The 13896-nt window shown below is 62.2% G+C and carries 11 protein-coding genes; 1 reads left to right on the forward strand and 10 read right to left on the reverse strand.

Annotation, left to right across the window (positions count from 1 at the left end; genetic code table 11):
• The 10 genes from WCJ41_RS16575 to WCJ41_RS16620 form a co-directional block, all read right to left on the reverse strand.
• Nucleotides 1–425: hypothetical protein (locus WCJ41_RS16575; protein WP_336906945.1), on the reverse strand; the 425-nt coding region annotated here is incomplete at its 3' end.
• Between the two features lie 260 nt (nt 426–685).
• Nucleotides 686–871, reverse strand: a complete 186-nt coding sequence (locus WCJ41_RS16580) for a hypothetical protein (RefSeq protein WP_336906955.1) — start codon at nt 869–871, stop codon at nt 686–688.
• A gap of 11 nt (nt 872–882) precedes the next feature.
• Entirely contained in the window at nt 883–2850 is a 1968-nt protein-coding gene (locus tag WCJ41_RS16585; RefSeq protein ID WP_336906946.1) for an FAD-dependent oxidoreductase, read from the reverse strand.
• A 9-nt stretch (nt 2851–2859) separates the two neighbouring features.
• On the reverse strand, nt 2860–4377 hold the full coding sequence (locus tag WCJ41_RS16590) for a trimethylamine methyltransferase family protein (protein WP_336906947.1): 1518 nt from the start codon (nt 4375–4377) through the stop codon (nt 2860–2862).
• A 4-nt stretch (nt 4378–4381) separates the two neighbouring features.
• A complete protein-coding gene (locus tag WCJ41_RS16595) occupies nt 4382–5395 on the reverse strand; it encodes an Ldh family oxidoreductase (RefSeq protein WP_336906948.1) in 1014 nt (337 codons plus the stop codon).
• Between the two features lies 1 nt (nt 5396).
• Entirely contained in the window at nt 5397–7475 is a 2079-nt protein-coding gene (locus tag WCJ41_RS16600; RefSeq protein WP_336906949.1) for an ABC transporter ATP-binding protein, read from the reverse strand.
• 4 nt (nt 7476–7479) lie between these two features.
• Nucleotides 7480–8634 (reverse strand): ABC transporter permease, encoded by a 1155-nt coding sequence (locus WCJ41_RS16605; protein ID WP_336906950.1) that lies wholly within the window; start codon nt 8632–8634, stop codon nt 7480–7482.
• 1 nt (nt 8635) lies between these two features.
• Entirely contained in the window at nt 8636–9673 is a 1038-nt protein-coding gene (locus WCJ41_RS16610) for an ABC transporter permease (RefSeq protein ID WP_336906951.1), read from the reverse strand.
• Between the two features lie 92 nt (nt 9674–9765).
• Complete coding sequence (locus WCJ41_RS16615; protein WP_336906952.1) at nt 9766–11406, reverse strand: ABC transporter substrate-binding protein; 1641 nt, start codon at nt 11404–11406, stop codon at nt 9766–9768.
• 175 nt (nt 11407–11581) lie between these two features.
• Nucleotides 11582–12517, reverse strand: a complete 936-nt coding sequence (locus tag WCJ41_RS16620) for an NAD(P)-dependent oxidoreductase (RefSeq protein ID WP_336906953.1) — start codon at nt 12515–12517, stop codon at nt 11582–11584.
• A 92-nt stretch (nt 12518–12609) separates the two neighbouring features.
• On the opposite strand from WCJ41_RS16620, the gene WCJ41_RS16625 reads away from it, so the two are divergent.
• Nucleotides 12610–13482 carry a LysR family transcriptional regulator gene (locus WCJ41_RS16625; protein WP_336906954.1) on the forward strand — a complete coding sequence of 291 codons (873 nt, stop codon included), beginning with the start codon at nt 12610–12612 and terminating at the stop codon, nt 13480–13482.
• Nucleotides 13483–13896: the final 414 nt, after the last annotated feature.

Raw genomic sequence — 13896 nt, forward strand, 5'->3', positions numbered from 1 at the left:
ATGCATATACCAAAGTAGATGTACAAGAGATACTGTCCGGCATATTGCGACGTACCGTAAACACCGTTTGACCAAATGCCGATCAGACCGAGCAGGTAAGAACTAGGTATCAGGCCGAGAATGTAAGGTGAGAGTTGGGGAGCCCGCTTGCTGATCAGCATATAGATAAATCCTGTCAGAAAATTCGAAATGCCGAAAGTTCCAAGCATGAAGAACTGATCAACTGGCGTTGTATCTACATTAAACCCGGCAATAGTGACCGCAGACCAATGAAGCGCATAGGTGTGCATGAAGCCGCGCAGCAGGTCGTAGAGCCCAAGTCCGAATAAAACGCGTGCGGGAAGCGCGTATTTTCGCGAAATCTCTTGTGTCAGTTCAGCCTCCTTGTCATCGACGGCGAGCCAACATGCTTTCTGTTGCGCCATGCAGGCTACAACTATGCGCGGTTGATGTTCTTCACGCCACCATTGTCTGCTGGTGGCTGGTGGTTGGCGGCTGATCCAATATTTTTAAAGCTTGCAGAAGATGAGAGATGAGTGAGCGAGCCCTGCTCCACCAATGGACATCCAGAGGTTTCACGCGGCCCTTTGGCTGAATGGCCCGTCTTTAGCTCTGATAGAAGCTGCTGCTGAAGAAGCCGGGGAACTTGAGGCACTATGGCGTTTGCCTTGACCAAAGGTGCACTTCAACGGTGGGGCAATCCGCCCTTCGCCTTTTCGCTGTGATAGAGGCGGCAGCGGGTCTTGGGCAGGCCGTCCTCGGTGTAGGATGGCTCGTGCGTCTTCGACATCATGCGGTTACGTAGGCTGAGATGTTTCAAGTGATAGGGTTGCAGCAGCGGATCATGCGACATCTGCGCTGTTCGTTTCATGCACGTGAACGCTAGAGCCCCATCGCCAGCTTGCGGCCTTCGTAAATTGCCATTGCGGCATTGCGCGCCGCAATCGCATCGCCGATCATCGGCGCACCGAGCTCGTCGCCCAGCGCATGTTCGGAGACATTAGTGGCGGCCACAACAAGCGTGTCCGCGGCGATGTGTTCAGTCGAACCACCGAAGGGCTGGATCGCAGCGCCGTTGCCGTACCATTCGCGAAGGATTGTCTCGGTCCTCATGATGACGCCCAGTTCGCGCAGGCGCGAGCGCAGCTGGATGTCGGCATTGGTGCGCGCCATCTCGGTCATGACAGCGGGGGCGGGAGTGACCACTGTCACCTCATGACCTCCTTCGGCCAGCGTCAGAGCGACGCCGGCACCCTTCCAGTTTGCCGTTTCGTCGAGCACGATCACGCGCCTCCCGGGCCGTGCGATGCGGGCCATCACATCTTCCGCGCTCGCCACGTTACCACGCTCGATGCCGGGCAGCGCATCATGCTCGGGCATGGCGCGCTGGAAACCCTTGCCGTCTGGTAGCGAGCCGGTGGCAACAATCACCACATCCGCGCCCATGTCTTGGACTTCCTCGGCATCGAGCGGTGTGTTGAGCAGTACCTTGACCTGTAGTCTGGTCAGCTGACGCTCGAACCAGTCGAGATAGTCGATGATCTGGTGGCGACGCGGCGTTAGGCCTGCGAGGCGGAACTGGCCGCCAAGCTTGTCGGACGCCTCCGCGAGGGTAACCTGATGACCACGTTCGGCTGCAACCCGCGCCGCCTCGAGTCCAGCGACGCCACCGCCCACGACAAGCACTTTCCGAGGCTTTTCCGCAGGCGTGAAGCGGTCGCCGCCCCACTCGAACTCGCGGCCGGCGCTGGGGTTGATGAGGCAGGAAATCCAATAGTCGCGGTAGCGCCTGCCCCAGCACATCTGGTTGCAGGAGAGGCAGGGGCGCACGTCCTCGGGCCGTCCTTCCTTCGCCTTGTTGGCAAGGTGCGGATCGGCGATCTGTCCACGCACGATGGACACCATGTCCGCCTGCCCGGAGGCCACGACGTAGTTGGCATTCTCGGGTGTGCGCACATGGGCTTCGCACTGCACCTTCGCATGCTTCACCACCTGCTTCAGCGCCTCGGCGTGAGGCACACCCAGCTTGTCGGCGTAGAAGACGTTGGGGATGATGCCGGTCCCATTGAAGTAGCTTCCGGTGCCGCAGGTCACGTAATCCATAAGCTGACGCTCGTCATGCCAAGCGATGATGTCCTGCAGTTGCTCGATCGTCTGCGAAACTGGGCTCGTCGGATCCATGTTGACGGCAAGTCCGATGATGAAGTCGTCACCCGCCATCCTGCGGATGCGTTCCATGATGGTGCGCGAGAAGCGCATGCGGTTCTCGAAGCTGCCGCCCCATTTGTCGTCGCGGCGGTTGTTGAAGGGCAGCCAGAACTGGTCGATGATTGCATTATAGGCCGCGAACAGCTCGATGCCGTCGAAGCCTGCCTCCTTGGCCCGCCGTGCCGCCTGCACGAAGCTTTCGATGATCTCCTCGATTTCCACCTCGATCATGGCGTGGCTGCCATCCGAGTCGTGGAAGGAGGGTAGACCCGAGGGCGACCAGTTCGGCTGATAGGAATTGTCGAAGTCGCCATGCTGGCCGACGTGATAGAGCTGGTGGCAGATGACTGCGCCATGGCCATGCACGGCATCGGTGATCTTGCGAAAATGCGGAATGATCTCGTCGGTCGAGTGGCGGAAGTTGCCGCGGGTTAGCACCGCCGTTCGGTGCACGGGCACCGGTTCGACGACGATCATGCCGACGCCGCCGCGGGCTCGCTCCTCATAATAGCCGCGGTGGCGTTCGCCGGGCAGGCCATCGACTGACATGTTGGCGGTGTGCGAACCGAAGACGATTCGGTTCCTGAGCGTCTTGTGGCGGAGCTGCAGGGGCTGGAACAGGGCAGGGAACGGGTTCGACATGGTGCTTCCTCAATCCAGGGGGGCGCCGCCCTGTTCGGTCCGCCGCGCCACGAAGGCGTCGAGCGCCTCAGCGGTGGCCGGGTCGAATTCGGGTTCGACATATTGTTGCAGCGCCTCCTGCCAGATGGCGGTCGCGCGTTCCGCTGCGGACTTGCCACCTGCCTCGAGCCACGCGCCATGGTTCTGGGTGGCGGAGACTAGGGGACGGTAGAAGGCGGTCTCAAAGGTTGCAATAGTGCGCGGCGTGCCGAAGAAGTGCCCGCCGGGCCCGACCTCGGCGATCTCCGCTAGAGCCAGCGTGTCCGCGTCGATGCGCGGCGGTACCAGCATCTGGGCCACGCTCTGGACGATCTCGCAGTCGAGCACGAATTTCTCGTAGGATGTGCACAGCCCGCCCTCAACCCAGCCTGCCGCGTGCATGATGAGATGTGCCCCGGCGGTCGCGGCGGCGAAGCAGGCATTGGCCGATTCATAGCCGCTTGCAAAATCCGGGATGTTGGCGGAGCTGAAGTTGGACGAGCGCATCGGCATCTTGTAGCGCCGTGCCATCTGACCGCCTATTAGCGTGCAGCGCTGCATGTCCGCGAGGCCATAGGCCGGCGCGCCCGTCTTCATGTCGACGTTCATCGCAGCGCAGCCATAGAGCACCGGAGCGCCCGGACTGACTAGCTGCGACAGCGCCACGCCGAACAGCACTTCCGCGGTGTTGAGTGCCATGGCGCCGGCGATGGTCGCCGGTGTCGATGCCCCGGCCATGATGAAAGGCGTGAGCAGCACCGGCTGGCCGTGGCGGGCCATGTCCATGACGCCCACCGTCATAGGAACGTCATAGGTGAGGGGCGTGTTGGTGTTGATGATCGAGAACACCCCCGGTCGTCTTTTGAATTCCTCCAGTGTCTCGCCGCGTGCGATGGCGCACATGGTGAGGACGTCCGCGATGCGCTGGCGGCTCTGGCAGAAGACGTAGGGCACCTTGTCGGTCAGCGTCAGCATGGCGCGGGTCGCCGCGAGGTGGCGGAAGCGCACCTCGACGTCGAGCGGCTCGACCGGCCATCCGTTCATCTGCACGATGTTGAAAACTTGAGTGAGCTTGAGCAGTTCGCCGAGATCGAAGAGGCTTCCGCTGCGCCTTCCACGCATCAGGTCGGTGCAGTTGGGTGGCCCCAGCACGGCGGCGGTGGTGAGGTGGCGTCCGCCCAGCCTGATGGCCCGCTGCAGGTTGCGCGGCGTGAGCACGATCTCGGCGGGAACGGTCTTTAAGGCCTCTTCGATGATGTCGCGGCCGACGCGGATGCGCTGGTCCGACTCGTCGACGGAGGCACCCGCCCGGGCGAGAAGATCGCGTGCTTCACCAAAGTCGCATCGCACGCCGACGGTTTCAAGGAGTTGCAGTGCCGCCTGATGGATTGCCTCCACCTCATCGTCCGAAATCAGCGGTGTGGGCGGCAAGGGGTTGACCATTTGTTGCCAGGGCATCTGCACGATGTCGGCGGCGCGGCGGCGGCGGTGTGGCTTGTCGGGACGCATAGGGTCAGGCGAAGGATGTGAGGCGGTCGAGCAGCGCGCGGGAGATGGGCAGGCCCTCCTTGGCCAGCCGCTTCTGCATCTCCGTGCGACGCGCATTGGGTAGCCGCGTGCCATGCTGCGAGGTGATGGACTTGGCGAGGGCCGCGACCTGCTTGTGGAAAGCGCCGCCTGAGAACATCTCCGGCGCGAGCGCGATGAAGAACTGGCCACAGCCGATGGGCTTGCCGTCATTGTCCTGGAATGAGCCCATCTCTGGCCCGCGCAGGGCGCCGGCGAGCGCTGCGCACATCACCTCGACGATCAGCCCCTGGCCGAACCCCTTGTGGCCCCCTGCGGGTGCCATCGAGCCGGCGAGGCCCTTCGACGGGTCGGTGGTCGGTTGGCCATCGGTGTCCAATGCCCAACCCGGCGGAATGGGTTGGCCTTCCTCTGCGGCGCGCTTCACCGCCGTCCAAGTCACTGCTGAGGAGGACTGGTCGATGAGGAATGCGACCTTGCCCCTCTTTCTGCCCGGCACGGCGAAGGACAGCGGATTGGTGCCGATCACCGGCGTCCTGCCACCCACGGGTGCGATGGCCGGCATGGCATTGGTGAAGCCGAAGGCCAGGAGCCCCTGACGCGCGAGATAGCCCGTATGGAAGCCGAGTGTTGCAGCATTGTAGGAATCGTGGACGGCCATGCCGGCGATGCCGTGCTTGCGCGCAGCCGGAATGAGCTTTTCGAAGCCCTTCTCGATGGCGGGATGGGCGAAGCCGTTGCGGGCGTCGACACGGAAGGCGACCGGTGAAAGTTTCTTCACCTTGGCGCGCACCTTGCCGTCGACCTTGCCGCTCAGCACATGCTCGCAATAGTACTGCAGCCAGTAGAAGCCGTGGCCTTCGAGGCCGGAGAGTTCGGTGTCGAGGATGGCCTCGGTGAAGTAGGTGGCGTTGCGCGGCGAGGTGCCGGCGCCGATCAGCGCATCGCTGATGAGCTTGCGCGCCGCCTTGGGAGAAAGCCTCAGCCGATCGTCGCCCATCTCACGCCTTCTCCGCCGTTGTCGCGACGATCACCGGGCCCATGGTGTCGAGCACCTCCTGCGCCAAGTGGCAGCGGATCTGGTGGTCGGCCGCCATGTCGCGCAGTGGTGGCAGTTGTGTCTCGCACAGGTCTCCCGGCACCTGGCTCTTTCGCGGGCAGCGCGTCTGGAACGGGCAGCCCGGTGGCGGATTGGTGGCCGATGGAATGTCGCCCTCAAGCACCACGCGGCGCTTGGTGTAGCTCGGGTCGGCGATGGGTATGGCCGAGAGCAGGGCTTCGGTATAGGGGTGATAGGGCGGTTCAAAGATCTGGTCCGTGGAGCCCTGCTCGACGATGTAGCCGAGATACATGACCACCACGCGGTCCGAGAGATAGCGCACGATGGACAGGTCGTGGCTGATGAAAACCATGGTGGTCCGCGAATTGCGCTGGATGTCCATGAGGAGTTCGGTCACCGCCGCCTGCACGGAGACATCGAGCGCCGACATCGGCTCGTCGGCAATGACGACGCGCGGATGGCCGGCGAAGGCGCGGGCCACGCCGATCCTCTGCTTCTGCCCTCCGGACAGCTGGCGTGGCATGCGCTTTTCGAAGGCGCGCGGCAGTTTCACGAGGTCGAGAAGCTCGAACATGCGTTCGCGGCGCTCGGCGATGGATTTGCCGATACCGAACTTCTCGAGCGTGCGCATGATCTGCGAGCCGACCGTATGCGACGGATTCAACGTATCGAAGGGATTCTGGAACACCATCTGGATCGATGCGACGGTGGCGGTGTCGCGCTTCTCGACTCCGGTCTTCTCGATCTCCTGGCCTGCCAGCATCACCCGGCCGCCGGTCGCCGTCTCGAGGCCGAGCAGCACCTTGGCGAGGGTGGACTTGCCGCAGCCGGACTCGCCGACGATGGCAACCGTCTCGGCGGCGCGGGCGGTGAAGCTGATGTCTTCGTTGGCCTTGACCGTGCGGCGCTCGCCCTTGCCGAAAATCTCGTTGGCGGCGACATGGTAGTGCTTCTGCAGGTGATCGATCTCCAACACCGGTTCGCCCACCACGACGGCGATCTGCGTGTCGCGGCGCTTGGGGGGCAAGTCCCAGTCGATCTCGGCGATGCGCAGGCAGCGGCTCTCATGACGGGTGTTGCCGGCCACCTCGAACATCGGAACGTCGCGCGCGTCGCAACGGCCCTTCTCGAAATAGGCGCATCGCGGTCCGAAGTTGCAGCCGGATGGCCGCTCGTGCGGCAGCGGTAGCTGGCCGGGAATTGCGGTGAGCGGCCTCAGGTTCTTGTCGGTGCCGGGAAGGGCGATGGAGCGGAACAGCCCCTGCGTATAGGGGTGCCGCATCGTTGCGAACACATCCGCGATGTTGCCCCTCTCCACCGCCTCGCCGGAATACATGACGGTGATGCGGTCACAGGTCTCGCGGATGAGGCCCAAGTTGTGCGAGACGAAGATCATCGATGTGCCGAAGCGCTTTCCGAGGTCCTTCACCAGGTCGACGATACCCGCCTCGACCGTCACGTCCAGCGCGGTGGTAGGCTCGTCGAGCAGCAGGAGTGCCGGTTTCGACAGCAGCGCCATGGCGATGACGATGCGCTGCTGCTGCCCGCCGGACAACTGATGCGGATAGGCATTCATGATGCGCTCGGGGTCCGGCAGCTTCACGGCCTTCACCATGTCGAGCGCCCGGGTGCGGGCCTCAGCCTGCGACACCTTCTCGTGGATCAGCGGCACTTCCATCAGCTGCTGGGCGATGCGCATCGTCGGGTTGAGGCTCGCCATCGGCTCCTGATAGACCATGGCGATCTTGGAGCCACGGATGTCGCGCAATTCGGCGGGGCTCAGCTCCGCCATGTCGCGGCCGCGGAACTTGATGCTGCCCTTGGTGATCCGGCCTATTCCCGGCAGGTCGCGCATAATGGCGAGCGCCACGGTGGACTTGCCGCAGCCCGATTCGCCCACCAGCCCCATGCATTCCCCCGGCATGACCTTCATGGAGAAATCCATTACGGCGGGGATTTCTCCGATCTTGGTGAAGAAGGAGATGTGAAGGTTGCTGATCTCGAGGATGGGTTCGCTCATCGACCTAATCCCGCAAGCTTTGCTCTCGCAGAGAATCCGCGAGCAGGTTGAGACCAAGCACAAAGGACATCAGCGCGATGGCGGGCACCAGGGCCGGCCAGGCATAGAGCCTGAGGAACTGGCTGCCGTCCTTGATGGCAGTGCCCCAGTCCGGGCTTTCCGACGACATGCCGAGGCCGAAGAAGCCAAGCGTTCCCAGCAGGATTGTAGTGTAGCCGATGCGCAGGCAGGTGTCGACGATCAGCGGCCCCCGCGCATTGGGCAGGATCTCCCACAGCATGATGTACCATGGGTGCTCGCCCCGCGTTAGCGCGGCATTGATGTATTCGCGCGTCTTGATGTCGAGGGTGAGGCCGCGCACGATGCGGAACACACCGGGGCTGGAAGCAAAGGCGACCGCGACGAAGATGTTGAGCTCGTTTGGCTCGATGTGGATGATGTTCAGGGGATCCCGGTCGAAGACGAGCCCCATGTAGATGTAGCCGCCGATGATCAGGGTGAGACCCAGCAGGGTGATGAGCTTCGCTTTCTGCTTGCTATAGCCGGTGTAGAACAGGGCGCAGAGGAACAGGATCGGGAAGATAAAGAAGAAACCGGCCATGGCATAGGGCACGGGCGTGTCCATGATGCCCGGCGTGACCAGCAGGTAGAACAGCAGGATCACCGGGAAGGCCAGCACCAGATTGGCGACGAAGGACAGCAGCGCGTCGATCCGGCCGCCGAAATAGCCCGCCGGCAGCCCGAGCAGAGAGCCCACCATCAGCGAGATCGCCGTTGCCGCCGGCGCGATCGCCAGCACGATGCGGCTGCCGTAGATCATGCGACTGAACACGTCGCGCGCCAGCTTGTCGCCGCCGAGATAGAAGGGAATGCCAGTGGCTGGTTCGATCGAGCCCGGCAGTGCGTGCTTCATCACCACGATCTGCTCGAGTGGCCCAAAGGGCGCGACGACCCCGGCAAACAGCGCCGTGAACAGCCAGAAGCCGACGATGATGACACCCGCTAGCCCCACTCCCGACGAGATCAGGTGGCCATAGAGCCCGAGCCTGCGGCGGAACACGAAAGAGAGAGTGAGCAAGACGACGAGCGCCAGCCAGACCGGCCAGAAGCGGCCGAGTATGCCGAGGAAGATGCCGATGAAGCCGACGTTCTGCAGCATGTCAGCTCATCCTGATGCGCGGGTTGAGCCAGGCATAACCAATGTCCGAGATCAGCTGGGTGAGCAGGACAACCGCCACCGAAACAAGGCCGCAGGCCAGCAGCAGGTCGATGTCGTTGTTGGAGGCAGCCGACACCAGCAGGAAGCCGAAGCCCTGGTAGCGAAAGATCGCCTCGACCACCACGACGCCGGACAGTAGCCACGGAAACTGCAGCATGATCACGGTGAACGGTGCAATCAGGGCATTGCGCAGGGCGTGCTTCATGACGACCTGGCGGAAGCTAAGCCCCTTGAGCCGAGCAGTGCGGATGTATTGCGAGGACATCACCTCCGCCATCGACGCTCTCGTCATGCGCGCGATGTAGCCCACGCCATAGATGGCAAGCGTCATCACCGGCAGCGTGAAATTGTAGAAAGTGATGCCCTCCGAGGTCGCCGTCGCGGCGGAGCCATTCAAGACTTTCAGCCATGTGGCGAATACCACGGAAAAAATAATGCCGGAGACATACTCGGGCGTGGCTGTCGAGGTGATCGAGAGAATGGAGAGTCCCCGGTCAAGCCTGGAGCCCTCTCGCATGCCAGCGAGAACACCGATCACCAGGGCTGTCGGTACCATGGTGAGCATCACCCAGAACATCAGCAGGCCTGTGGCTCTCAGACCTTGCGGCAACCGGTTGGACACCTTGGTCTTGAAGGCGGTGGAGCAACCGAAATTGCCCTGAAGGATGCCGTTGTAGGCGGGTACGGCAGGCTCGTCGCAGAAGCGGAAGCGGGGAACGACCGCACCGGTCTCGGGGTCGACCACCGGTTGCTGCTTGACGACACCTATCCAGCGGCCGTAGCGGACGAAGAAATTATCACGGTAGCCGTTGCGGGTTAGCCAGTTCTCGATGTCCTGCTCGCTCGCTCGCTGCTGTGTCTGGAAAATCGCAAGGCGCTTGAGGTTAGGCTCGAGATTGACGAAGAAGAAGACAACGAGCGACAGGCAAAACATGGTGAGAACCATGATGCCGAGCCGCCGCGCCAGAAATTTCAGCATCCCGTCGTCACCCCTCGTTACAGACTGCGGCGCTACACGCGCCGAGGGCAGAAAGGGCAGGAGAGCGGTACTCTCCTGCCCCCTCGTCGAGGTTACTTATCGAGCCAGACCGACTCCATGTGAAGCTCGAATGTGGGGTGCATTTCGAAATTCTTCACATAGGGCTTCATGTGGCGGTAGAGCGAGCGCCAGAACGGCTGGATGATGACGCCGTCCGACTGCAGGGTCAGCTCGATGTCCTTCATCATCTCCTTGCGCTTGCCGGCGTCGGCAACCGCTAGCGCCGCGTTCAGCTTCTTGTCGAAGTCCGGGTTGGAGTAAGCGGACTCGTTCCATGCCTCGCCGCTGCGATAGGCCAGTGCGAGCACCTGGACGCCGAGCGGACGCATGTTCCACTCCGTCGTGGACCACGGATACTTGGTCCAGTCGTTCCAGAAGGTCGAACCCGGAATAACCGTGCGCTTGACCTTGAAGCCGGCCTGGCGGCACTGCTCGGCGATCACGTCGCCGGGGTTCTTCACGTAGTCCTGCTCGTAGGAGATGAGCTCGAACTCGTGGTCCATCTGCCCCGCCTCGGTCATCAGCTGCTTGGCCTTCGCGGCGTCCTGCGGCACCTTCGGCAGCTCATAGTATTCTGGATGGATAGCGCAGACGTGATGGTTTTCGCCCACCGTACCGGCGTTATTGTAGCCGAGCTGCAACACGACCTGGTTGTCGACCGCCAACTGCAGCGCGTTTCTCACCCGCTTGTCGTCAAATGGCTTGTTGTTGACATTGGTGCGGATGACGATGGTTGAGGCGGTGATGGCCTCGGACTTGGTCAGGTCCATCCCATCGAGCAGCGTCACGGTCTCGCCCGTGGTCTGGTAGTTGGCATCGATCTCGCCCGCCTCGAGGGCGGCCACGGTGGCGTTCTGCTCTTCGCCGTAGTCGATGAACTCGATGGCGTCGAGATAGGGCTCGCCGCCCCACCACGTGAAGTTCTCGCGGCGCTTCACGGCGGCGCGCGAGCCCACCTGGTATTCAGTAATCTCGTAGGGGCCGGTACCCGGCGTCTTCAGCATGTCCGGGTTCTTGTCGAAGTCGCGGTGCACGATGATCGCCGGATAGTCGCAGAAGCCGGGGATGATGGTGATGTCGGAGGCCGAGGCCTTGAGCTTCACCGTGTGGTCATCAACCTTGGTTATGGCGCCATCGGCGGCCTTCTTGGTCTTCTCGTCGATCAGCGTGCCGACGCGGCCCGCCATGGAATTGCCCTCGACGCCCTTGTCGCACCAACGTGTGAGATTGTAGACCACGTCGTCGGCGGTGAAGTCATCGCCATTCGACCACTTCGCGCCCTTGCGTAGATGAAGTGTGTATTCGGTGGCGTCATCGTTGACGTCCCAGCTCTCCACGAGCTGGCCCGTGAAAGTGCCGTCGCGGTTGTAGCGGACGAGATATTCATTGGCCTGGCGAGACACATTGGCCATCTCCGACCAGTCCCAGATACGTGGATCCTTCATCTCCTTGATGAGCATCTGCATCTTGAGGGTGCCGCCCTTCTTGCCTTCTTCGGCGCGGGCCGGCGTGTAGCTCACACCGATCATCGAATAGGCGGTCGCTGCCGTCGCACCGAAGACGCTGGCCATTGCCAGGAATTCACGGCGGTTAAAGCGCCCGGACTTCGTCGCCTCGGCGAGCGAGTCAAGGACGTCCGGCATCGGCTGGCCATTCTTCTTGAAAAACTTCATTTGGGTCCTCCTGGTTTGGTTTTCCGCGCCCTTGTTGTTCAGGCGTTATTCCCCGCTCGCCACAGTGCGTCCCTTCGGCTCGCCTGCAAGTCCTGCATCTTCATTCTCCATCCGCCGCGGTCGCGGCGCAAGGCTGAGGGTGCAAAAAAATCTTCACTCATCCCGTCATCTAAGGTCACTTCGCAGGTGCAGCAGAGTGCTGGACCTCCCATGGCTTCAACCAGTCACCTGCCACACGCAGGTCAACCCCGGCGTCGTCCTCGATGACCTTGCACACCGTCATTTCGCCCGCTCCGCTGCCATAACGCTCCCCCGCTTCGCGAAAGCGGGCGTGGGTGGCGGCGGTCAGCTCGTTCCTTGTTCCCACCTCGTCCATCAGCTCCTTGATGAGGGATAGGTCCTTGAGGCAGAGGGCAATCGGGAATGAGGGGTCGTAGTGCCCGGCGAAGATTGACGGCACGTCGTGGCTCATCACGAAGCTGTCGGCGGCGCCGCCTTTCATGACGTTCCACCAGGTCAGGGGGTCGAGGCCGGCGAGTTTGGCCGTCACCATTGCCTCGCCGATGGCCGCGGCATGGATCTTCCAGAGCTGGTTGTTGACCAACTTGGCCACGTAGCCATTGCCATAGCGCCCCACCTTGCGGAGTTGTCCCATGGCCTCGATCACCGGCCGCACATGTTCGATGGAGGTATCCTCGCCACCCACGAACATCGGCATGTCGCCGCGGATGGCTGCATCGACAGAGCCTGTGACCGGGGCATCGACGGCATGGCCTCCCTGCGCCTCGACTTCCGCCGCCAGCGCCCGCATCAGGCGGGGACTGGAGGTGGTCATGTCGACCCAGTACTTGCCCTTGCAGTTCGATGACAGAAAGCCACTTGGCCCCCGCACCACCTGCTCGACCTCCTTCGGGCCGAACACCATTGTGACAACCACATCGGCGCGGGCCAGCACATCCGCGGGGCTGCTGCCGGCGGTGACGCCCGGCTCCATCTGGCGCTCTACGGCCTCGGGGCGGATGTCATGGACAACCATCTCGAAGCCGGCGCGCCGCAAATTTCGGGCCGCATTGCTGCCCATGGTACCAAGCCCGATGAATCCGACTATCATGCAGTGCCTCCCTGAGTGGGCGATGCTGGGGCCGTGATAGCGCCCGCCACAAGCAAATTGTCGTTATGCTCAGCATAAGCTAGATTGAAGTCATGGAACTCGAACTGCGTCTGCTCCGGAGCTTCGCTGCCATCTACGAAGAGGGCACGCTGTCGCGTGCCGCTGATCGGTTGCACTGCACACAAGCGGCCATGAGCATGCGCCTGAAGCTCATCGAGACGGAAATCGGTGAAACGCTCTTTCTGCGCCGCCATCATCGGCTGGAGCCGACCTCCAAGGCCGCTGAACTCTATGCCCGTGCCGTCGGCGTGCTCGCCGCCTATGACGAGATGATGTCCGCCACGCGCAGCCAGAAACCGCGCCAGCGGCTGCGCCTCGGGGTGCCGGATGATTATGCACTTGGCATCCTGCCGCGGGCTCTGTCCCGGCTCGGACCAGACAATGGCTTTGAAATCGAGATTGTCTGCGATCTGAGCGCCAACCTGGCGGCCGGCTTGCAGCACCAACAACTGGACCTGGCGCTGGTGACGCTTGCATCGCGGCCGCCCAACTGCGTCTTCGAGGCCGAGTTGCCGCTCTGCTGGGTGACGGCTGCGGAAGCCTTCCTCGCACCGTCAGTAGCATTGCCGCTTGCCGCCTATCCGGAGGGGTGCGTGTTTCGCCGGGCCATGATCGAGACACTCGAGGCGGTTCATCGACCCTGGTATGTGCAAACCCAGAGCCGAACGCACGCGGGTATCGTCGCCGCCGTGCGTGCCGGGCTGGCCGTTTCCTCGATGGCCACAGGCACAGCCCCTGCGGGGTTGAGCGAGTCTCGTGAGGCGGAAGGACTGTCTGCTCTTCCATCCGTCCCCATATATCTGCTCTCGCATCGCGAGTCCCGACTGGGTGACCTGCTTCAGGAGGAGGTCGCGTCACTCGCTGGTGCTGGGGCATCACGGAGGGTGGTCTCGGCACGTGGCTGACCATTGTCTGGAGTTGACTAGGTAACTCTGGAGTTGGCTTGGTAACAGAGTACATCTGAGCCGCAATAGCCGTGACTTGCGGTCAATTGATTTTGGTGCTGAGATTTACGTAACTGCCGAGCGAAACTCTCTCCGGAATACCGCTCGTCGGCACCTGCCGGCGTCCTGAAGGAGGCCGGCTTTTCTTTGCGGCATAAGACCTTGTCATAGGTGGCTGCCGGTATCTGACTGCTGTTTTTTCGAGAAACAACCCCTATCGGCTCCGTGTGCGTAGTCGCCTATGACTTCAGCACGATCATTCGCCGCTCATAAGAAAAAAGGCCGATCTGAAGTTCTCTTCTTTGCCTCATGTGGGATATACCGCCTTACGATACCGCACAGACATTTAGTGATTTGGTGCACCATGCGGAACTA

This window comes from Aestuariivirga sp. (genome assembly GCF_037139295.1).
Lineage (GTDB): Bacteria > Pseudomonadota > Alphaproteobacteria > Rhizobiales > Aestuariivirgaceae > Aestuariivirga.